The sequence below is a fragment of the Bradyrhizobium sp. JR4.3 genome, assembly GCF_040547695.1.
GTDB lineage: Bacteria > Pseudomonadota > Alphaproteobacteria > Rhizobiales > Xanthobacteraceae > Bradyrhizobium > Bradyrhizobium canariense.
In genome coordinates, this window is record NZ_JBEPQF010000020.1 from 83898 (window position 1) to 106430 (window position 22533).

Here is a 22533-nt window from a genome sequence, read left to right on the forward strand (position 1 = left end):
AGGCGCCCTCTCACATCCCGCTCAGCCCGCTATCGACCGCGAGCGCCTGCGCGGTGACGTAGACGCTCTCGTCCGAGAGGAAGAACAGCACGGCATAGGCGACCTCCCAGGCGGTGGCCTGGCGGCCGAACGGGATTTGGCCCTTGCCGCGCGAGGGGCGGCCGGCGCCGGCTTCGCGGCCGTTCGGCGTGTCGACGAGGCCGGGATAGACCAGGTTGGCGCGAATGCCGCGGCGCGATCCGAGATGGGCGATGTTGCGCATCAGGCCGCCGAGCGCGGCTTTCGAGGAATCATACACCGCCATCTGCGAGCCGGCCTTCAGCGCGGCGATCGAGGAGATGAAGACGATCGATCCGCCGTCGTCGAATTTCGGCAGGCCCGCGCGGCAGCACAGCATGGGCCCGCGAACGTTGACGTCGTAGATCGCATTCCACTCCTCGGGGCTGACGGCATCGAGCCCGACCTTGCCGAAGGTGCCGATGTTGAGCACCATGCCGTCGAGCCCGCCCATGGCGCGATGCGCCTCCTCGATCATGCGCACGATTTCGGCCTCCGAGGTGACGTCGGCGGCAATCGCAAAGGCTTCGCCGCCTTCGTCGGTGATGCGCTTGACGGTGTGCTCGGCCGAGGTGCGGTTGCGATCGGCGACCGCGACCTTGGCGCCCTCGCGAGCGCAAAGAATGCTCATGGCGCGGCCGTTGCCGATCGGATCGGTGGCGGCGTCGAACACGCGCTGGCCACCGCCGACGATCAGGATGCGGCGCCCCTTAAGGCGCCCCCTGCCTAGCGCTTCGCCCAGCGATTCCGCACTCGGCGGGCGGACGTAGCGGTCCCGCTTGCTATCGGTATCCGTCATCTCAGGCGCCCGGCTTCTTGCCGCCGTCATAGACCGCCATGCCGGCCGCGGGATCGAGATCCGTTTCGGTCGCCTCGGTGACGCGCGCCATCATCATGTAGAAGCCGAGCGCAACGATGGATTCGACGATCTCCTGGTCGCTGAAATGCTCGCGCATGGCGGCGAAGATCGCCTCGGGAACGCGGACGTTCTCGACCACTTCGCGGCCGAATTTCAGCAGCGCGCGCTCGGCCTCGCTCAAGCCGGCGGCATCGTAGTCGGCGCGCTCGACCGCGTCGATCTGTGCTTGCGTGCAGCCGACGCCAAGCGCGATCGGCACGTGCTGGCGCCATTCATAGGCGCCACCTTCGAGCTGGGCTGCCTGGAGGATCAGGAGCTCGCGATTGACCGCACTGAGCTTCTGTTTGTGCAGGATCGAATTGCCCAGCCGCATCGCCGGGATCATGTTGGCTTCGGCGTGCGCCATCATGCGGAAAATATTCAGCTTGACCGGCATGCGGTCGAACGAGGCGCGGATGTCGCCGCTGGTCGTCTCCGGATCAATCAGGGGCAGCCTTGCCACGATTCTCTCCCTTGGCTTTGCGTTTCTTGTTGTCGTTTGTCCCGCCATCCGCCGCGATCAGCGACAGGAAGAAGGCGAGATAGCGGTCGATCGCCTCGATCACCTTCGCCCGCGACGACGGTGCCGCGCCCATCACGTAATGCTCGAGACGGATGTAGATCAGCCCGGCCGCAAACAGCCGCGCGGTCTCACGCGGATCCGGCGTCGAGACCAGACCGGCGAGCGCAAAGCCGCGGAAATAATCCGTCATCATGCTCTGCTCGCGCGCATAGAAATGATCGGCGAATTTGGCGCGGATGCCGGGCACGCGATTGCGCTCGGCGGTGATGACTTTCTGGAACTGGTGCTCGCGCGGATCCGACCATTGCTCGACCAGATCCAATGCAAACTGGCGGCAGAACGCGGCGGGCTGGCGCGCGAGCTGCTTGTAGCGCGGTTCTTCCAGCCGGCTCGCCGAGCTGGCCGGACCGTGCTCGCTGACGATCGCCTCGAGGATCGCGGCCTTGCCGGCGAAGTGATTGTAGAGGCTGCTCTCGCGAATGCCGACGCGACGCGCGAGCTCGCGCATCGAGGCGCCGCCATAGCCGCTCTGCGCGAACAGATCGAGCGCCTCGGCGAGGATGCGCGCGCGGGTCGTGGGCGCAGCCGCTTCCGCCGCGCTGGTGGTGTGAACAGCCATTCGGCTTGACTAACGAACGATCGTTCGCTAGTCAACCGCTTCAACTCCGCTCTCAAAAGAAGCGGAGAGCAATCTGGGGAGACTAGGTCATGGCGCGCTTCGTTCATTTTCGTCTGCTGCGCGCCGCAACATTGTCATTGGTCGTAACGTCCTCGGCAATGCTGCCTGCGCGCGCCGAGGATCCGGCCGCCTATCCCACCCACAAGATCAGGATGCTGCTGCCCTATGCGGCCGGTGGCGGCGGCGACGTGATCGGGCGGCTGCTCGGCGACAGGATGGGCAAGACGCTCGGACAGAGCGTCTATATCGAGAACCACACCGGGGCCGCCGGCACGCTCGGCACCCAGATGGTCGCGGCGTCGGCGAATGACGGCTACACTATCACCGTCGGCGGCATGACCACGCATGTGCTGGCGCCGGCGATCTATCCGAAACTGCCCTACGATTCGATCAAGGATTTCACCACGATCGGGCGCATCGGCACGTCCTCGATCATGCTGGTGGCGACCAAGGATTTTGCGGCCGACGACATCAAGGGCCTGATCGCGTTGGCCAGGAAGGGCGAGCCGATCCAGTACGGAAGCTGGGGCGTCGGCTCGACCGGACAATTCTGCGCGGAAATCCTGATGCAGCAGACCGGAATCAAGATGGACCACGTGCCGTTCAACGGCATCGCCAAATTGGCCGGCGATTTGCTCGGCGGCCACATCTCGCTGGCGACACTCGACATGGCGACCGCGACTCCGCTGGTGAAGGACGGCTCGATCAAGGCGCTGGCCGCCTGCGGCGAACGCTCGCCGAGCCTGCCGGATGTCGCAAGCTACAAGGAACAGGGCGTGCCGTTCGACCGCAGCCTGTCCTGGGCGATGTATGCGCCTGCGGGCCTTGCCGAACCGATCGCAAGAAAGCTGTCGGCGGCATTGAAGGACGCGCTCGCCGATGCCGAGGTCAAGGAGAAGCTGCTGGGGCTCGGCATCACGCCGCAATTCGTACCCGGCGACGAGCAGCGTGACATCAACGCCCGCGACATCGCGGCCTGGAAGCAAGTTGCCAAGGACGCGGGCATCGAGGTCAAGTGATCAAGCTGACAAGAGGAGCGCTGGCATGAGCCGCATCTTCGGCGCGGTGCGCCAGAACGGATATGTGGTGCGGGACATCCACGCCGCGATGAAGCACTGGATCGAGGTGATGGGCGTCGGTCCCTGGTACTACATGGACCGCGTCAAGACCGACTGGTTTCGCCATCGCGGCGAAAACTCCGCGGTCGAGATGAGCATCGCGCTGGCCAATTCCGGCGACCTCCAGATCGAGCTGATCCAGCAGCGCAACGACGCGCCCTCGCTGTACAGGGAATTCCTCGAGTCCGGCCACGAAGGCCTCCAGCACATGTCCTACTGGAGCCACGACTACCAGGCGCTCTACGACAGGGCGCTCGGGCTCGGCTACAGGATCGGCCACGAGGGCCAGATCGGCGGCGACAAGGGCCGCTTTGCCTATTTCGACACCCAGGCCCATCCTGGGACCGTAATCGAGATCTCCGACATCAGCGGCACCAAGGGGCCGTTCTTTGAGAAGGTCCGGCAGGCGGCTTTGAGCTGGGACGGCACGCGGCCGATCCGGGAGGTCGGCGGGAGCCGATGACGCCGGCGGCCGGCAAGGCGATGCAACAACCGGCCGGGTTCACCGCGCTGCTGGCGCGGGAGACGGCAATCCATGGTAACGTGAGCTTCGTGTCCGAACCTTCAGCGAGGCAAGCATGTCCAACACTGACAAGGTTTTCGCCGGCTCGATCCCGAAACTCTACGACGAATATCTGGTCCCGCTGATCTTCGCCGTCTACGCCGAGGACATCGCAAGACGTGTCGCGGCCCGGTCTCCCTCCGTGCTGCTCGAGATCGCGGCAGGCACCGGTGCTTTGACGCGCGCGGTCGCGGCGGCGCTGCCGCGCGGCGTCCGTTATGTCGCGACCGACCTCAACGAGCCGATGCTCGCCGTCGCGGCGCAGCGCCAGGCGGATGACGATCGCATCTCGTGGCGTCAGGCCGACGGATCGGCCCTGCCCTTCGACGACGCCGAATTCGACGTGGTGTGCTGCCAGTTCGGCGCCATGTTCTTTCCGGACCGCGTCAAGGCCTACGGGGAAGTGAAGCGCGTCCTCAACGGCAATGGCACGTTCGTGTTCAACGTCTGGGATCGCATCGAAGACAATGTGCTGACGCATGAAGCCACGGTCGCGCTCGAAAAGCTGTTTCCCGACGACCCGCCCCGTTTCATGGCCCGGACGCCGCACGGCTATCACGACACGGCCGTCATCAGAACCGACCTCGAACGCGCAGGCTTCCGTGACATATCGATCGAAACGCGACCTGAAATAAGCCGCGCGCCATCACCCGAGCACGTCGCGATCGCGCTCTGCCAGGGTACGCCGCTGCGCAGTGAGATCGAGGCACGCGATGCCAGCAAGCTTCAGGCTGCGACCGACATCGTTGCCGAGGCGATCCGGACGCGCCATGGGTCCGGACCGATCGAGGGCAAGATCCAGGCTATCGTGATCGAGGCGCGGCGGTCGTGACGGGCTTCGATCTACCCGCCCCTACCAGAAGCCCCGCTGCATCGGCTGCGCCGGCTGATAATATTGATATTGGCCGCGCCGGCGCGGATTGACCGGCTGCGGGTTCGGATCGCGCTGGAAGAAGAAGCCGAAACCGTTGCCGCCATTGTCCCAGCCGTCGTCGCTCGCCATGGCCATCGGAGGCGCGGTCGGCTTGCGCGTAATGAAACCGCCCTGGGGCTGGTTGCTCAGCACCGCGACGAACTCGGTGCGGTAGTTGGTCTCGCTGCTCAGCGGCTCGTCCGAGATGATGATCGAGGAGCGCGGCAACGCGGTCGGCGCAATGCGATCGAGCACCTCCTGCGGGATGGTGATGCGATCGAGCGCGTTCCTGGCGTTGTCGCCGTCGTCGATCGTGACCACGCTCCAGCGCAGACCCGTGTCGTTCTTCGCCATTGCCGTGAAGATGTGCGTGCCGAGTGGCTGATCCGGATTGCGGATCGCGACGGGAACTTCGATGCTGGTGTCGAACACCTCGCCGCCGCCGTCCGGTGCCGGCTTGTGCGTATTCCGCCGCACATAGAGCTTCTGCGTCGCGCGGCTGATGTAGACCGAGACCGGCTCGAGCGCGAGCTTTGCGTCGGTCGCAGCCTTCACGGCGTCGGCCTTCCTGGCCGCTGCCGCCTTGGCCGCCTCTTTCGTGGCCGCGACCGCATCGCGCTTCGGCTGTGCGGCGGCCTTGGCGGCATCGAGCTGCGTCGCCGCGTCGGCGGCCTTGGTGGCGGCCTTCTGCTTCAGCTCCTCGGCCTTGGCGCGGGCCTGATCGGTCCTGGCGGCCGCGAGCTGCTTGTCGGCGAAGGCGCGCTCGGCGTCAGCGCGGGTCTTCTGCTGTTCCAGCTTGCGCAGCGAAGCCGGCAGCGATGCCGCCTCTTTCGCGGCCAAAGTCGCGTCCTTCTTGGCCTCGTCGGCCGCCCTTGTCGCCTCCTCGGCCTCGCCGGAGAGCCTGCCGATCCGGCCCGGCGCCGCCGCAATGGCGTCCCGCTTCGGCATGAACAATGCGGGATGAACGATGTCGATCGGCGCCGCGTCGTTCGGCGAGATGATCACCCGCATCCCGATGTTGGTCTTGTCGAACAGGCCCTCCGCGAAGCCGAACGGCATCCGCACGCAGCCATGCGAAGCGGCGTAGCCGGGCAGCGGCCCGCCATGCAGCGCGATGCCGTTCCAGGTGATGCGCTGCATGTTCGGCATCCAGGCGTCGTCATACATGGTCGAGTGGTGGTCCTTGTCCTTCTCGACGATGGCGAAGACGCCGGCCGGCGTCTCGCGTCCCGTGGTGCCGGTGGACACCGGCGCGCGGAAAATCCAGCCCTCGGCGTCGTAGAAGGTGACCTGCTGGCTTTTGATCGACACGATCGCCATGATCGGCTCCCCGGCCTCGCGCGGCGCCACCGCCTCGACCGGCTGACGCGCCTGCTTGGCCGCATTGGCCGGGGCCACAGCCGCAAAAAAGGCGAGCATTGCCGCCAAGGTCGCAATTCCGGGAGGCCCCCAACGCCGCATCGCCACGGTAGATTGCGCCGTTGTCATCAGGTTTCTCATGCCATCCTCGGTCGAAATGCCAGTCCGCCGGTCATTGATCAGATTGCGATCTTTGAATTAAGAAATTGCAGCCGCCTTACGTTCCGTCTGTGGCGACATTCGGCACGTTCCGGCGATAAATCTCATATACGACGGTTGACGCAGGCGGAAGGGCGGCGCGCAGCCGAAGCTGGCGGTCTATCGCTGCGCAGAATGACCGGGGGTCGGTGACACGGCTGCCAACGCCCGGCGTCGGACGGCGAAGCCACGTTGACCGACCGCTAGACGCCCATCGCCTTCCGATCGCGCGGATTCACGCCATTCGGCGGCCGCGGCGTAAGCTAAGCCACTGGAGTCAAGGCCGCCTTTTCAAACAAGGCTGCCTTGCCGAACAAGGCCGCCTCTCCAAAGGAGACGAGCCGCTGCCGCTCCTCGTCCCACAAGGTCAGCCGCACGGTCCGCAAACTCTGGAGCAGCGTAATCCGCCCGACACCAGCGAACTGCGGATTGTCGCGCAACACGTCCTGCAAGCGATAGTAGGGAATTCGACTGGACAAATGATGGATGTGATGGACGCCGATATTTGCCGTGAACCATCGCAGGACGCCCGGCAATTGATAGTGAGAGCTGCCGTGCAGCGCAGCGTCGTGAAAATTCCAGGTCTCGTCGTGGGCCCAATGCGTGTGCTCGAACTGGTGCTGGACGTAGAACAGCCAGACGCCGATCGACGCCGCCAGAACAATGATCGGCAGATGCACGAGCAGGAACGGCCCATAGCCGACCAGCTGGATCATCGTGACGACGAGAACCGCGAGGGCGATGTTCGTGCCCATCGTGCTCAGCCAGGGTTTCCAGCCGCGACGCATCATCCCGACCGGCAATCGGTGCTTCAAGATGAACAAATACGAGGGACCGACGCCAAACATCACCAGGGGATGTCGATACAAACGATATAGCGTCCGACGCCATCGCGACCGCCCGAGAAATTCGCGCGTGGTCAACGTGTCGATGTCGCCTAAGCCCCTTTGATCGAGATTGCCGGAGTTCGCATGATGGCCTGCATGGTTGCGCCGCCAGTAGCCGTATGGCGTCAGTGTCATCACGCCGAGGGCACGGCCGACCCAATCGTTCGCAAGGCGGCCGCGGAAGAAAGAGCCGTGTCCGCAATCGTGCTGGATCATGAAGAGGCGGACCAGCAAACCCGCCGCGGGCACCTCCAGCAGGAGAGCAAACCAATAGCCCTGGTCAAGAGCGGCCCAGATCAGAGCCCAGATGACGACGAACGGTATCGCCGTAATTGCCAGTTCGAGGATACCCCGCGCATTGTCGGGCTCGCGATAGCGGGCAAGCAACTGCGCCGATGCGCGGATTTCCGGTATTCCTTGGCTCATATCTGCTCTGCTCCCGACATGCGGCCCAAGAAGCACGGTTATGGCCATGGACGCAACAAAAACGCCCTCCGCCTGAAGCGCTTCCGGTCGGAACCGAGCCATCGCCAGGCCAAGCGGCGCTCTCAGAGCTTCCGACGGTGAGGCCGAGCCTCGTCAGATATCGCGGCTTAAACGCCCAGCGCCTTGCGGTTGAAGGTTCGCAGGAAACGCAGCGACAGCGTCCGGACGTTTGCGACGTTCAGCAGCCAGCCGGCAGCTACATAAGCGAGGCCGCCCGCAAGGCTCACGACCATGAGCGCGACGAGGTCGATGCCGTTGACCTGGGATCGTGCCACGAGGATCGCAGCCGCCATCGCCGCGGCGGAGATGGCAACGCCGGCGAGGCGGTGGAGGTCGAACGGGACCGGATGGGCGCGATGCATCAGGACGACGGCAACGAGGAAGCCGATCGCTTCGGTTGCAAGCGTCGCCAGCGCCGCGCCGTAGAGGCCATGGCCGGCCACCAGCACGAACATCAACGCCACGCTGACGACCAGCGTCAGGAACGACTGCGCCGCCAGCATGAACGGTCGCTCGGCAAGCTGGAAGCTGATCTGCACGTAGAATTGATTGGCGATGCCGAACAACCGCGCGAGCACCAGGGTCGGCAGCAATGCCGAGACCCCGGCGCGGAAGTCGACGCCGACGAGCGTGCCGGCGACCTGATCGGCCGCAAGCGCAAGCCAGACGGCGACGGGCGCGACCACGACGAGCAGAAGTTCGAGGCTCTCGGTCAGCCGCTCCCGCGTCGTCTCGATGTTTTTGTCCGACAATGACCGGAACACCAGTGGCACGGTCGCCGCGGCGACGCTGGAGGCGATCATGACCATGAACTGTCGCGGCAGATCGGCAGCGACGCCAAAGATGCCGGCGGCGTCCTTGCCGAGCAAATAAGCCACGATGAGGCGGTCGCAGGCCGAGTAGACCGCAACCGACAATCCGGCCAGCGTCAGCGGCAGGCCGTAGCGCGCGAGCTGTATGAACTGGCTGCGCTGAAAGCGCGCGATCCGGGTGCGGTCACCAATGAGGTTCAGGATGATCCCGGCGAGCGAACCCAGGCCGAATGCGGCGAGCAGTCCCAGTCCACCCCAGCCGAGCCAGATGCCGAGCAGGCCGAAACCGACGCTCGATACGCTGCGCACGATCGAGATCGCCGCGAACCTGTAAGGGCGCAGTTTTGCGCGCTCGAACTCCTGGCCGACATCGACGGCATTCGCCATGATCGCGACGAACATGCTGGCAAGCAACAGCCCAACGCTGAGATCGCTGCGGAACAGGAAGACCAGCGGCGTGGTGGCGCAGAGGACGGCAACGGTCAGCGCGAAGGCAACCATTGCAGTGCCGCGAAAATCCACCTCGGCCGACATCGCCTGATAGCGCGACACCGACAGCTTGATCCAGGCGAAGAAGATCGCGCCCAGAATGCCGGCCAGGCTGATGCCGACGACATAGACGCCGTACTCCGCCGGCGTCAGCAGCCGGGTGTAGGCCGTGACGGCGAAGAAGCCCACCGCCGCAGGCAGGATGTAGGCGACGAGATAAATCGAGAAATGGCGGTTCAGCATGCGAGCACGGGACCGGCAACGTTATTGCGAGTGTGACGGCCGTTCATCAATTGGACCATGGCGGGGCGAACGAATTGCGCCGCAGCATCTCTCAAGAATGTCACATAAGTCTGGAGATCGGGCGGCGAATGCGGCTTTGAGGCCGCTTTCGCGGGTTAGCGTTAAATTTGCCCTTCCCTGGTGGGGGGGCACGACCACTGAAAGGAACCGTAATTCGGAGATGGCAAAGTTAACCCAAGAAGGGAAAACCCCGGCGTTGCAAGGCGTCGCTTGGTACGATGGCGCGTTGGCTCCGATAAGGAATGCCGTGACCAGGCTCGACAGACGCGAATTTCTCCTCGGCAGCGCCGCAGCACTCACGGCAGCCGCATCGGCGTCCGCAGCGCCGGCGTCGAAACTCGCCCAGCGCTATCGGGGATTTGGTGCCGCGGCCACGCTCTGGGACCTGCAAGCCGATCCCAGGCTTGGCGAAGCCATCAGCACCTATTGCACGCAGGTGGTTCCGGTGCTCGAGCTGAAATGGCCGATGCTGCGGCCCGACGCGCACACCTTTGCGTTCGAACGTGCCGACGCGATCCTGGATTTCGCCCGGCAGAACGACCTGACGATGCGCGGCCACGCGCTCGCCTGGTATCACGACATTCCGGACTGGACCAAGCAGATCAAGGATACCAAGGGCGTCGAGCGCGCCTATGTCGACCACATCGGCACCGTCGTCTCCTATTACAAGGACAAGCTGACGTCGTGGGACGTCGTCAACGAGCCGATCCCGGACAATCCGCGCAGTCCAAAAGACCGCCGCGACTCGTTCTGGACGCAGCATCTGGGCAACCGCTGGATTCCGCTGGCGTTCCGCACGGCGGCCGCGGCCGATCCGTTCGTCAAGCTCGCAATCAACGAATACGACATCGAGTCGGCCAAGGACACGTTCATCGCGAAACGCGCGGCCTACCGTCATCTCATCATGGACCTGCTCGACCAGGGCGTGCCGTTGCACGCCGTGGGACTGCAATCGCATCTGCATGCCGAGCTCGAGATCGACACCCATGGGCTCGCGGAATTCGTCACCGAGCTGCGCGCCTGGGGGCTCGAGGTGCTCGTCACCGAGCTCGATGTCGACGACCAGAAGCTGACGGGGACTCCGGCGGAGCGCGATGCCATCGTCGCCAAGCGCGTCGATGATCTCTTGACCGCGATCTCGACCAGTGGACCGGTGCGCTCGATCCTGACCTGGGGCCTCTCGGACCGCTATAGCTGGATCAACGGCACATTTGCGCGGGCGGACAAGCAGCCGAACCGTCCTTTGCCGCTCGACGGCGAGTTCAAGCCGAAGCCGTTCATGAACGTGATCAGCAAGTTCACGAGAGACGCGTGAAGGCGCCGGGTCTCAGCGCGTCTTCGGAGCCTCGAATTGAACCTCGTCCCCCATGTCCTCCGGAGACAGGCTCGGACCGCGACGGTCGCGCGAGCTGAGACGGAACACGTCGCGGATGTCGTCGATCGAGGTCGACGAATAGGACTGGATGCACAGCGCCACCTGGTCGGGCGAAGCGGCGCGCATCATCGCTTCGATGGCCGGGCGGTCGAGGCGCGTGTCGTCCCAATGCGAGACCGCGATGCTGTCTTCGGTGACCCGATGGGCGGCCAGATGCGCGGGCGCGTTCGCGACGAAATGGCCGTACATGAGATATTCCGAGAACTTCTTCTTCCGGCACAGTGCCAGAACCCAGTTCAATCCCGTCGCCGACTTGATCGCCTCAGTCATCGCACGCGCGGTGTCCTTGTCCCAGACCAGCGCGTTGCCGACATAGTCGTCCGCAGGGAAGGACCGGTCCTTGATGCCAAGGAGCTGATCGACGGTGCGGAGCCACAGGACATGCAAGGGGTGCGCGGCGTCGATCCCGTTGCGCGTGACCAACAGCGGCGTCTTCTCGGCGCCGGCATACTGGCCGACGTCGAATTCGCGGAAGAACAGATTGTCCGAATCCAGGATGCAGACGCGCTGCTCGGGCGCGTTGAGGACCCCGGCGATCTTGAGGATCTGCTGGATGTGCCAGCCATGAACAGGTGACGACAGCAGCGACAGCCAGACGCGCCGTTTGCTGATGAACTGCAGAGCCGGCGGCAGCGCCCACAGCCATTTCGGCAAATAGCGCGAGGCCGGAACGATGACGCGCTTGTCGGAAGCGAACCGCGCGAACAGCGGCAGATCCTCATCGTTAACGAGAACATAATGCCGCGTGTAGCCCGTCAACCAGGTGTCGATGCTCTCGCTGAGCAGCGAAAAGCGCTCGATATCCTTGGCGTAGCTGGCGGTCAGCAGGGCAACGGAAGGCATGGCGCGCGCTCGTATGGCGATCAGGCCGCTGTCATAGCGGCGCAGAGACGCGTTGAATACTTACATTCGCAATCAAGGTAAAATGAAACGAAGCATTAGCCATCCGACGGCAGCCCCTGCTCGATGCCGCGAAAGCGCAGCGGGGCCAGTGCGGAGGCGCGCTGCCACCAGTCGGCGACGCGGTCGTCGAGCGCGGTCACGCCTCGACCCTGACCGGGGAAGATCCGGATCTGCTGCACCGCCTCGGCTTCGAACCCCTTGCCCTTGCGGGTGATCTTGAGCGCGGCGCCTTCGCGGTCCCGCTGGGTCAGGGGTACAAGAAGCCGGCCGCGCGGACGAAGCGACCGAAGCCACAGCGGATGCGGCTGCGAGAAGCCGGCATGAACGATGATCACGTCCGCGGGCTCGCGGATGTCCTCGCATCCGTCGCCATGGACGACCGCGACGTTGCGATAGGCGCCGAGATAGGTCGCGGCCCGCGCCGCAAGCCGCTCGTCGCATTCGATTGCCTGCACCCTGCCCTTCGGGCCGACGATCTTCGACAGCACGGCCGAGAAATAGCCGAGCCCGCAGCCGATCTGGACCACACGGTCTTTTTCGCCGACGTCGAGCAAATCGATGAAGTGCGCCCACAGGCTCGGCAGTCCGGTGTCGAGCTTGCGGCGCGCATCGATCGCGACCAGCACATTGTCCTGGAGATGAACGGGATCGGCATCCGGCGTCAACCGATAGTTGCGCGCCGCCTCGCTCTTGATGCGCCACGGTCCCTTCGCCAGAAACTTTTCGCGCGGAACAGTGCCGAGGGCTTCGAGCAGGCGCGTTGAAGAGATCCGCTCGCGCCTTGCGATCAGCTCCACGTAACGCGCACGCGCGGCGGCAAGATCGCTCATCTCAGGGATCGGCCTGTTCACGAACAAGCGCGCCCGCGCCGAGCTCGTCGATCAGTTGCATCGCCTGTTTCAGGTCCGGCGTGGAGAAGCCCTCGCTGAACTTGCCGAGGATCGGTACGAGCAGGAGACGAGCGTGCTCGCGCTTGCCGCCTTCGTGCGACAGGCGCGCGAGGCTGACGGCCGTGCGAAGCTCCCAGGACAGCGCGCCCTGTTTGCGCGCGATCTCCAGCGACAGGTTGAACAGGTCCTCGGCCTCCTGCACCGAGGCCGGATTCCCGTCCGACAGGGTGATCTCGCCTTGCAGGCGGTAGACTTCGGCGAGGTAGGAGTGGTCGCCGGTCCGTCTTGCGGTCGCGAGCGCACCGTCCAGCGCGCGCAAGGCGGCATCGCGCATCCCGACCTTGGCGTAGGCCTCCGCAAGCAGGCAGCGAAACCAGCAGCCGGCGAGCCAGGAATCCATCGCTTCGTATTCGTCGAGGCCGAACCGCATCTGGCTGAGGCCTTCGTCGGCCTCGCCGAGCTGCGCCAGCGCCCAGCCGCGCAGGATCGCCGCCTGCTGCTTCCAGTGCAGGAAGTTGTGCTCGGTGGCGATGATCATGGCACGGTTGGCGTGGTCGCGCGTGCCCTCGACATCGCGCAAATGCTGGCAGAGATAGGCGCCGAACACGAGCGCGAAGGCGAGCGTGAAGGGGTGGCGGATCTTCTCGGCGTTCGCGATCGCCTGCTCGCTGTGCTGGCGCGCCGCGTCGGGCCGGCCGAGGAACCACAGCAGATAGCCGAGATAGGACAGCGAGACGACGCCGGGATCGGTGCCGTGCCGCTCCATCAGATCGGAGTGCAGGTCGGGGCTGTAGAGGTCGATGCAGCGGTGCAGATGATGCTGGGACGCGGCAAAGCGCCCGCGATAGAGCATGGTCATCGCGATCGAGCGATGCGCCTCGATCAGATAGCCGGTCTGCTGCGCCGGTTGCGTCCCCTCGTTCAGCCGCTCGCGCTTGGCGAACTTCAACAGCTCGACGCTGAGATCGTGCGCGCGGGTCAGATCGGCGCGGATGAAATGACAGACCCAGAGCCCGCGCGTGGCGGCGAAGGCCTTTTCGTCATCGTCGAGCTGCTGGCCGAGTTCGAGGGCGCGAACGTAGTTCTCCTCGACCTCCTGCACGGCATAGCCCTTGGCGGCGATCAGCGCGTTGCCGAGCGCGATGCGCAGCTCGAGCTCCATCTCGTCGGCGCCCTGCATGCGCGCATTGGCCTGCACGACGCTGAGGCCGCGGCCCAGATGCCCGATCGCCTCCAGATTGGCGCCACTCTTGGCCGCCTGCTTGCCGGCCTTGAGCCAGAAGCTGGCGGCGCTCTCGCTCTGGCCGGATTCGGTCATATGATGGGCGAGCAGTTCCGGTTCGCGCTCGGTCTTCTCGGGATACATCTCGGCGAGCACCTGGGCGATCCGGGAATGCAGCTTGCGCCGCTCGCTGTGCAGCAAGCTCGCATGCGCGGCGTTCTGGATCATCACGTGCTTGAAGGAGTAGAGCGCGTCGGGCGGATGGCCGCGGCGCATGATCAGCCCGGCCTCCTCCAGATGATTGAGCGCGGCCTCGATCTGTTCGGCGGGCGTGTTGGCGACCGCGTGCAGGGTCTCGTAGGAGAATTCGCGGCCGATAGTGGCGCCGATCTGCGCGATCCGCTTGAACGGCCCCATCCGGTCCAGCCGCGCCATCAGCGAGTCCGTCAGCGTCGCCGGGATCGCAAGCTGCCGCCACGGGCCCGACAGCACGTAGCGCCCGTGCCGTTCGGTCAGGAGGTTGGATTCGAGAACCGTCTTGGTCAGCTCCTCCAGGAACAGCGGCACGCCGTCGGTCTTGACGATGATCTCCTCGATGACTTCCTTGGGAAGCTCGCGTCCCGCCACGCGCTCGACCAGCGTCGCGCGCAACTGCCGGCTCAACCGGCTCAGCACCAGGGTCGTGATATGCGAATGGGCGTTCCAGCTCGGCTGGAATTCGGTGCGCGCGGTGATGATGACCAGGATTGCCCGGTTCTGTGCCCGGTCGACCAGGAGATCGATCACCTCACGGGACGTCGGGTCGATCCAGTGCAGATCCTCGAATGCGATCACCAGCGGCTGCTCGCGCGCAAGGCCGAGGAAATGATTGACCAGCGCCGCGACGGTCGCATCCTTTTGCTGCTGCGGCGACAGCTCCAGCGGCGGATAGCGGTCACCGGTCGGAATGGACAACAGCGCGGCAAGCAGCGGCGCAACCTGCTCGATGTCGCCATGAGCGGCAGCGATCGCGGTCTCCAGGCTCGCCAGCGACTGCACGGACGCATCTTCGCGATCGAGACCGAGAGAGTATTTGAGCTGCTCGGCGAACGGATAGAACGCCGTGGAGGTGTAATAGGGCGAGCACTGGAACGAGACCTGTCCATGGCGGTCACCGGCGATCCGTTCGAAGATTTCCTGGATGATGCGCGACTTGCCGATGCCGGGCTCGCCGAACTTGACCACGACCTGGCCCTCGCCCTCCTTGGCCTGCTGCCAGCGCCCCATCAGCAGCGCAATCTCCTCCTCGCGGTTGACGAGCGGGGTCAGCCGCGTGCCCATCGCGGCGGCGAAGCGGGTCTCCACCCGCGAGGCGCGCATCACGTGCCAAGCCTGGGCCTTCTCCGAGATGCCCTTCAGCGCGTGGACGCCGAGATCGCGGTAGTCGAACTTCCCCTTCAGCAGCGACTGGGTCGACGTGGAAATCACCACGCCGTTGGGCGGCGCCAGACTTTGCAGCCGCGCGGCGAGATTGACGGTTTCTCCGACCGCGGAGTCGCGCTCTTCGGTGCCCTGTCCGACGAGGTCCCCAACCACGACGAGACCGGTCGCGATGCCGATGCGGACGGCGGGTGAGTGGCTGAGCGCACCACGTGGCTCGATCGCGCGGGCGGTCGACAGCACCCGGACGATTTCCAGCCCCGCTCGCACGGCGCGCTCGGCGTCGTCCTCATGTGCGGTCGGATAGCCGAAATAGACCAAAATACCGTCCCCGACGAAGCGGGCGGCAAAACCTTCGTAATGCTTCACCACGCGGACACAGGTTTCGCGGAAGCTCGCGATCATGTCGCGCACGTCTTCCGGATCGAACTGCACCGAAAGCGAGGTGGAATCCACCATGTCGCAGAACATGGTGGTGAGCTGACGCCGCTCGGCGCCGACCTCCGTCCGGACTTGCGGGCGCGCCGTCGCGTTGGGCTTTTCAGCGGTTTCGGCCCGGAACAACGCGGTCATGGCTCGCTGGAGCCGCTTGCGATCGCCGAGCGGCAATCCAAGCTCGACGAGATCGGATTCGGTCAGGTCTCCCATGACGTCGAGATCGAGACGGTGCTGCGCGAAGAGATCGGTATAGTGGCTAAGACCGATACCCTCGAGCCAGCGCTTCAGCCCGCCTTCCGCTCCCGTGCCCGGCTCATTCTCCAGCATGGTGATTCCGCCCGACCAATCACTCCGTCGAAGGGCTTAGGGCCCCGCAACCACAGATTTTGGGCCCAAAACTTCACCTCAGACTGGACGCGTTCCCTAACTTCTTGGAAGAATAGCCCAATCGGATCAAAAGGGAACGAAATTGTCGGACGCCACACGCCCAGCGCCGCAGGAATTGGCCAGCACGACGGCCGAAACGGAGATATTCGCGGATATCGGCGGTCTTCTCGATTTCCATGCCCGCAAGACGCCGGCGGCCCCCGCCCTCCTCGCCCCCGGCCGGCCGGTCCTCAACTACGGCGGGATTGGCGCGCGGACGCAGGATCTCGTCCGCACGCTGCGCGGGTTTGGCATCGCCCCTGCCGACCGCATTGCGGTTGCGCTGCCGCGCGGTGCCGACAGCGCACTGGCCCTGATCGCGGTCGCCTCGAGCTGCGCTTGCGTCCCCGTCAATCCCGATCTGACGGTGGACGAGCTGCAACGCTATTTCAGCGAATTGAAGCTGACGGCGCTCGTCACCCGGGCCGACACGAACTCGGCGGCCCGCGATGTCGCCAAGGCGCTCGATATTGCCATGATCGATTTCGTGCCGGGGGCGCAAGACGATCTCGGCGGCTGCACGTTCGTCGGGCCGGCTGTTGGACCGGCGAGCAGCAGCGGCGCCTCGCGCGGCGACGATGACGCGTTCATCCTGCTGACCTCGGGCACCGCGGCGCGGCCGAAGATGGTGCCGCTGACGCATCGCAACGTGTGTCTCTCCGCCTACAATGCCGGCCGCGTGCTGTCGCTTGCGTCCCACGATCGTCTGCTCAACGTCCTGCCACTGTTTCACGCCCATGGTTTGATCTCCGGCCTGCTAACGGCGCTGGCCGCGGGCTCCAGCGTGATCTGTACCGAGGGTTTCGACGCAGCCTCCTTCTTCGGCTGGATGCGGCAGCTGCAACCGACCTGGTACACCGCAGTGCCGACCATCCATCGCGCGCTGCTGACGGCGGCGGAAGCCAACCCGGATCTCGCCCGATCGTCGTCGCTGCGCGTGATCCGCTCCGCCTCGGCCTCGCTTGCGCCTGCGATCCTCGACGGGCTGGAGGCGACGTTCGGCGTTCCCGTGCTCGAAACCTACGGCATGACGGAGGCGGCCTCGCAGATCGCGGCCAACCCGTTCGAGCTGCGCAAGGTCGGATCGGTCGGCCGCGCCGCGGGCCCCGAGATCGCCATCATGGACGAGACCGGCCGCGCGCTCGCCTGCGGCGAGCTCGGCGAGATCATGCTGCGCGGACCCAACATGAGCCGCGGCTACTATAATGACGAGGCGGCGACGCAGGCCGCCTTCCGCAACGGTTGGTTCAGGACCGGCGATCTCGGCTATCTCGACGCCGACGGCTATCTCTTCATCGTCGGCCGTATCAAGGACGTCATCAACCGCGGCGGGCAGAAGATCTCGCCTCTGGAGGTGGAAGAGGTTCTGCTCAGCCATCCGGCAGTGCTGGAGGCCGGCGTGTTTGCCGTCCCGCACCAAAAGCTCGGCGAGAACGTCGCCGCAATCGTGGTGCTGCGGCCGAATTCCGAGGCGACCTCGGACCATTTGCGCCAGTTCGCGCGGAAACGGCTCGCGGCCTACAAGGTGCCGAGCCTGATCCGCAGCGTCGCGACGCTGCCGAAAGGCGCTAGCGGCAAGGTCAAGCGCAATGCGCTGGCCGAGCTGATCGCAACAGTGGGCGGCGGCGAGGAGGCGGCCCGTCTGCCGTGCAACGCGCTGGAGACTGAGCTCGCCGGGATCTGGGCCAATTTGCTGGAGCTGCCGCAGGTCGGGAGCGATCAGGATGTCTTCGCGCTCGGCGCCGACTCGCTCGCGGTGACGCAGATGCGCTCGCGCCTGCGCGAACGCTTCAATGTCGATTTCTCGTTCGAGGACGTTTTCGATTGCGCCACGCCCGCCGCGCTTGCGGCCCGGATCGAGACCGCTGCAACCCATCGCGAAACGATGCTGCCGGCCTGGCGCCAGGCCGGGGAAGCAGACGCGCCGCTGTCGTTCCAGCAGCAGCGGATGTACGTGCTCTCGCGGCTCGACCCCACGCGCTACAATTATAACGTCGTCGAAGTCGCGCTCCTCAAGGGTGGGCTCGACGTCGCCGCACTTTCTACTGGCCTCGCCGCGGTGTCGGCGCGCCATGAGGCGTTGCGGTCGGTCATCGTCGAACGCGAGGGCGAGCCGGTGCAGCTTGTCGTGCAATCGCTGCCGCGGTTCGAGCGGATCAAGCTCAAGCCCTGCCCCGCGGACAAGCGGGCCGCTGTTGTCAGGCGCGAAGCGCTCCGGCTCGCGCAACATCCGTTCGAACTTGCGCACGAGCCGCCGCTGAAGGTCACGCTGCTCTCGTTCGACAAGAGCAGCCATGCGCTCGTGGTCAACGTCCATCACCTCGTCACCGACGGCTGGTCGCAGCGGCTGTTCTGGGAAGAACTCGCCGCCCATTATTCGGCAGCGCGCAAGAACGGCGTGGCAACACTGCCTGCGCCCGCCTTCCAGTACCGCGACTTTGGGCTCTGGCAGCAGAACTGGGCGCACACGCCGGCCGCCAACGAACAGCTCGATTACTGGCGGACGCAACTGGACGGCGTCACCACGCTGCCGCTGCGGACCGACCGGCCAAGGCCGGAGGTCTGGAGCGGCCACGGTGCCCGTCACTATCTCGAATTCTCCAAAACTCTCTCGGCCGACCTGCGTGCGCTGAGCCAGAACCAGGGCGTCACGCCCTTCATGACCCTGCTCGCAATGTTCCAGTGCCTGCTGTTCCGCCACACCGGACACGAGGATGTCGCGACGGGATCGCTGATCGCCAACCGCAACCAGATCGAGAGCGAGCGCCTGATCGGACTGTTCGCCAACACCCTGATCCTGCGCAATGATTTCGGCGGCGATCCGAGCTTCGGCGACATGTTGCGCCGGGTCCGGCAGGTCACGCTCGATGCCTATCGCAACCAGGACCTCCCGATCGAAGAGGTCCTGCGCTCGCTTCAGATCGCGCGAAGGAGCGACGGCAATCCGCTGTTCCGGATCATGTTCATCCTCCAGAACGCCTCGATTGAGGCGGCACGATTCTCCGGTCTGTCGACGCGGCGGATCGAGATCGATCCACAAGTGGCGCGATTCGACATCACGCTCGAACTGGTCGAGGCCGACGGCCGTTTCACCGGCTTCTTCGAATACGCCACCGATCTGTTCGACGCGGCGTCGATCGAGGGCATGGCCGCTCAGTTCAAAACCCTGCTCAAATCCGTCATCGCCGATCCGGAGCAGCGCATCTCGCACCTGTCGCTCCTGAGCGAGACCGAACGCCGGCAGCTGCTGGCGCAGGGCCGGGGCGTGCCGGCCGATTTCGCCACGCGCGGCAATTTGAGCGAACGTTTCGACCGCCAGGCCAAGAAGACGCCGAACGCGATCGCCGTGTCGGACGGCCGCACATCCCTGAGCTACCGCGAGCTGGCGCGCCGCAGCCAAGCGGCCGCGCGCTGGCTCACCCTCGAAGGCGTCGGCGCCGAGGCCGTGGTCGCCTTGCTTGCGGAGCGCGGACCCGACCTGCTTGCCGCGATGATCGCCGTGCAACGCGTGGGCGCCGCCTTCCTCAATCTCGATCCCGACCAGCCGCCGGCACGGCTCGCAACCATCCTCGGATCGAGCGGCGCCCGCATGCTGCTGACCGGACGGTCGCAGTCGTCCATGGCGGAGGCGCTGCTCGAACCGCTGGTCGAGCGCCTTCAGGTGGCCGAGCTCGAGGACGCGATCGCGCCGGCGTCGACCAAGCCGGCCCGTGCAACGCGGCGCGCGGCGTCGAGCCTTGGCTATCTCATCTACACTTCCGGGTCGTCCGGCGCGCCCAAGGGCGTCATGATCGAGCAGCGCGGGCTTTCGAACCATCTGGCCTCGCTCATCTCCGAGCTGAAACTCACGTCCCGGGACGTGATCGCGCAGACCGCGCCGCAGAGTTTTGTCATCTCGGTGTGGCAGTTCCTCGCGGGGCCCATAGTCGGTGCGCGGGTCCATGTGTGCGGTACCGCGATCGTGCAGGACCCGATTTTGCTCGCGCGCGAGATCGAGCGCGAGGGTATCACGGTGCTCGAGATCGTCCCGTCGCTGCTGCGTGTGATCCTCGATCGCATGGACGAGGCACAGGTCCGACGCGCCTTTGCGAGGCTGCGCCTTCTGATCTCGACCGGCGAACCGCTGCCCGTCGATCTCTGCAAGGCCTGGTTCGCCCGCTGTCCGAAAGTGCCGCTGATCAATGCCTACGGTGCCTCGGAATGTTCCGACGACGTCTCGCTGCATCGCCTGACCAAGGCGCCGGCGATCACGACGGGCAACGTCCCGGTCGGCGCGCCGCTGCCGAACATGCAGCTCTACGTGCTCGACACAAGCCTGCAGCCGCAGCCGGTCGGCGTGACCGGCGAGCTCTGCATCGGCGGCGCCGGTGTCGGCCGCGGCTATGTCAACGACCCCGCGCAGAACCGGCAGCGCTTCCTACCCGATCCGTTCTCGCGCAAAGCAAGCAGCCGGCTGTTCCGGACCGGCGACCTCGCCCGCCGCCGTGCCGACGGCACCATCGAATGCCTCGGTCGCGCCGACCATCAGGTCAAGGTTCGCGGCTACCGTATCGAGCTCAAGGAGATCGAGAACGCGCTTTCCGACCATCCCAGTGTGCGCGCCGGCATCGTCGAGCCGCGCCGCGAAGCAAGCGGCGATGTCAGGCTGATTGCCCATATCGTCGCAAGATCGGGCAGCCGGAGCAGCGCCAGCGAGCTGCGCGACTTCCTGAAGAGCCGGCTGCCGGGCCATGCCATCCCGTCCGCGTTCCTGTTCCTGGATCAGGTGCCGCTCAATGCCCATGGCAAGATCGACCGGACCGCGCTGCTGGCGCCGGCGCAGCAGGAAACGTCCGGACCGGATGCGACCGTGCCGGCGCGGCGCTTCACCGAAAAGGTGCTGTCCGACATCTGGATCGACCTGCTGAAGATCGAGAGCCTCGGCGTCACCGACAATTTCTTCGACCTCGGCGGCCACTCGCTGCTGGCGGGCCAAATCATGGCGCGCGTCGCCCGGGCGCTCGGCGTGTCGCTGCCGATCAAGACCATCTTCGAGGCACCGACGATCGACGAGCTTGCCCGGCGGGTAGACGAGGCCGTGGCGGCCAAGCCGCGCAAGCCGGCCGCAGGTTTCGCAAGGCTGGCTACAGCGAGCCTGGCCGAAGGCAGCCCTCCCACGCTCTCGATCGCGCAGGACCAGATGCTGCGGATCGAGCAGAATCTTCACGGACTGCCGCTGTTCAACCTGCCTTTCGCTTTCCGTCTTCAGGGGCCGCTCAATCTGGCCGCCCTGGCGCAGGCGATCGATGACATCGTGCGCCGGCACGAATCGCTGCGGACCCATTTTGGCTGGAGCGGCGGGGAGCCCGTCAGCCGCATCGCCGCGCCCGGCGCCCTCGGCCGTGTCCTGACCGTCGAGACGATCGGCGACGGCCAGCCCCACAACAACAAGCGGCGCAAGGCGCTGGAGCTCCGCAAGATCGATCTCCTGATCGAACAGGAGACCTATGTCCCGATCGACACCACGCGCGCGCCGCTGCTGCGCGCCCGGCTGTTGCGGCTCCACGATTGCGATCACGTGTTGCTGCTGACGCTGCACCACGCCGTTGTCGACGGCTGGTCGATCGGCGTGCTGTTCGAGGAATTGTCCAGCCGCTATGCGGCCTTGGCTGGCTATCCTTCGGTGCCGCTGCCGAAATCGCCGCCGGCCTTTTCGGACGTGGCGCGCTGGCAGCGCTGGTGGTGCGGCACCGATGCCGCCCGCCATCAGGCGGCCGACTGGACCGAGAATTTGCGCGGGGCGCCTCCCCTCTTCGAGGGCGGATCAAGTCCGGGCCCGTCCAGGGGGCACCATCCCGTCAGCCTGGATCGTGAGCTGATCGGCCGGCTCGCGGCTTTCGCCGGCCAGCACAATTGCACGCTGTTCATGTGCCTGCTGACCGGCTTGAAAGCCGTGCTGCTGGCGCGGGCCGGCCGCCACGACATCTCGATCGCCACCGCCATGGCCAATCGCGCCCAGCCGGACACCGACCGGATCGTCGGTCCGTTCGAGAACACGGTGATCGTTCGCACCAAAATCACGCCGGAGCTGTCGTTCGTGCAGGCCGTGGTCCGGGTCCGCCAGAGCGTGCTTGACGCGCATGCGCGCCAGGAGCTGCCGTTCAACATCCTGGCCGACCATCTGGAGCAGGAGGGGGTCAATCCGGCCTCGCTGCTCCAGGTCTATTTCACCCTGCAAAATCCGCTGCGCCAGCCGCTCGATCTGCCTGATCTCACGACGGGATCGATCGGCAACATCGCCCGCGAAGGCCAGCCGGTGCTGCCGATCGACCAGACCTGGCTGTCGCTGATGCTCAAGGAGCGACCGACGGGAATCACCGGTTCATGCAATTACAAGAGCGAGCTGCTCGGCGGCGCGACGGTCGGCCAGTGGATGGAGGATCTCGTCGCGCTGCTCGGGGCCGCCCTCGCCCAACCCAATGCGCCACTCGGCCGATTGCTCAATCGCAGGGCGGCATGACCGGCCGTACAGCACGG

Annotated in this window: 14 protein-coding genes; 5 read left to right on the top strand and 9 right to left on the bottom strand. The window is 65.6% G+C overall.

Features of this window, described 5'->3' with window-relative positions; translation table 11 throughout:
* Positions 1 to 10 precede the first annotated feature (10 nt).
* The 3 genes from ABIB91_RS27405 to ABIB91_RS27415 are packed head-to-tail and all read right to left on the bottom strand — an operon-like array spanning position 11 to position 2097.
* Positions 11 to 856, bottom strand: a complete 846-nt coding sequence (locus tag ABIB91_RS27405) for an SDR family NAD(P)-dependent oxidoreductase (protein ID WP_354168900.1) — start codon at positions 854 to 856, stop codon at positions 11 to 13.
* Between the two features lies 1 nt (position 857).
* Positions 858 to 1418, bottom strand: coding sequence for a carboxymuconolactone decarboxylase family protein (locus ABIB91_RS27410; RefSeq protein ID WP_219685323.1), 561 nt, complete (start codon positions 1416 to 1418; stop codon positions 858 to 860).
* Complete coding sequence (locus ABIB91_RS27415) at positions 1396 to 2097, bottom strand: TetR/AcrR family transcriptional regulator (protein WP_219685324.1); 702 nt, start codon at positions 2095 to 2097, stop codon at positions 1396 to 1398. The genes ABIB91_RS27410 and ABIB91_RS27415 overlap by 23 nt, the downstream gene beginning before the upstream one ends.
* An 89-nt stretch (positions 2098 to 2186) precedes the next feature.
* Between ABIB91_RS27415 and ABIB91_RS27420 the strand changes: the two genes are divergently transcribed.
* The 3 genes from ABIB91_RS27420 to ABIB91_RS27430 all read left to right on the top strand — a co-directional run bounded on the left by ABIB91_RS27420 (position 2187) and on the right by ABIB91_RS27430 (position 4669).
* Entirely contained in the window at positions 2187 to 3176 is a 990-nt protein-coding gene (locus ABIB91_RS27420) for a Bug family tripartite tricarboxylate transporter substrate binding protein (protein WP_007600616.1), read from the top strand.
* Between the two features lie 25 nt (positions 3177 to 3201).
* The gene (locus ABIB91_RS27425) at positions 3202 to 3738 is read left to right on the top strand and encodes a VOC family protein (RefSeq protein ID WP_219685325.1); all 537 of its coding nucleotides are present in this window, start codon (positions 3202 to 3204) and stop codon (positions 3736 to 3738) included.
* A 115-nt stretch (positions 3739 to 3853) separates the two neighbouring features.
* Positions 3854 to 4669: a class I SAM-dependent methyltransferase gene (locus tag ABIB91_RS27430; protein ID WP_354168906.1), complete on the top strand. Its 816-nt coding sequence runs from the start codon at positions 3854 to 3856 to the stop codon at positions 4667 to 4669.
* 21 nt (positions 4670 to 4690) lie between these two features.
* Here the strand turns inward: ABIB91_RS27430 and ABIB91_RS27435 are convergent, their stop codons facing one another.
* The 3 genes from ABIB91_RS27435 to ABIB91_RS27445 all read right to left on the bottom strand — a co-directional run bounded on the left by ABIB91_RS27435 (position 4691) and on the right by ABIB91_RS27445 (position 9224).
* Positions 4691 to 6250 carry a L,D-transpeptidase gene (locus ABIB91_RS27435; protein WP_354168909.1) on the bottom strand — a complete coding sequence of 520 codons (1560 nt, stop codon included), beginning with the start codon at positions 6248 to 6250 and terminating at the stop codon, positions 4691 to 4693.
* 320 nt (positions 6251 to 6570) lie between these two features.
* Complete coding sequence (locus ABIB91_RS27440) at positions 6571 to 7620, bottom strand: fatty acid desaturase (protein WP_354168912.1); 1050 nt, start codon at positions 7618 to 7620, stop codon at positions 6571 to 6573.
* Positions 7621 to 7787: 167 nt separating this feature from the next.
* Complete coding sequence (locus ABIB91_RS27445) at positions 7788 to 9224, bottom strand: lipopolysaccharide biosynthesis protein (RefSeq protein ID WP_354168915.1); 1437 nt, start codon at positions 9222 to 9224, stop codon at positions 7788 to 7790.
* 307 nt (positions 9225 to 9531) lie between these two features.
* Here ABIB91_RS27445 and ABIB91_RS27450 point away from each other — a divergent pair, with 307 nt between their 5' ends.
* Positions 9532 to 10599 carry an endo-1,4-beta-xylanase gene (locus tag ABIB91_RS27450; protein ID WP_354168918.1) on the top strand — a complete coding sequence of 356 codons (1068 nt, stop codon included), beginning with the start codon at positions 9532 to 9534 and terminating at the stop codon, positions 10597 to 10599.
* Between the two features lie 12 nt (positions 10600 to 10611).
* On the opposite strand, the gene ABIB91_RS27455 is transcribed toward ABIB91_RS27450, so the two are convergent.
* From ABIB91_RS27455 to ABIB91_RS27465, 3 genes are all read right to left on the bottom strand, one after another.
* On the bottom strand, positions 10612 to 11562 hold the full coding sequence (locus ABIB91_RS27455; protein WP_354168921.1) for a DUF6492 family protein: 951 nt from the start codon (positions 11560 to 11562) through the stop codon (positions 10612 to 10614).
* Positions 11563 to 11657: 95 nt separating this feature from the next.
* A complete protein-coding gene (locus ABIB91_RS27460; protein ID WP_354168924.1) occupies positions 11658 to 12452 on the bottom strand; it encodes a protein-L-isoaspartate O-methyltransferase family protein in 795 nt (264 codons plus the stop codon).
* Between the two features lies 1 nt (position 12453).
* A complete protein-coding gene (locus tag ABIB91_RS27465) occupies positions 12454 to 15918 on the bottom strand; it encodes an ATP-binding protein (RefSeq protein ID WP_354168927.1) in 3465 nt (1154 codons plus the stop codon).
* Positions 15919 to 16060: 142 nt separating this feature from the next.
* On the opposite strand from ABIB91_RS27465, the gene ABIB91_RS27470 reads away from it, so the two are divergent.
* Positions 16061 to 22516, top strand: a complete 6456-nt coding sequence (locus ABIB91_RS27470) for a non-ribosomal peptide synthetase (protein WP_354168930.1) — start codon at positions 16061 to 16063, stop codon at positions 22514 to 22516.
* Positions 22517 to 22533 lie beyond the last annotated feature (17 nt).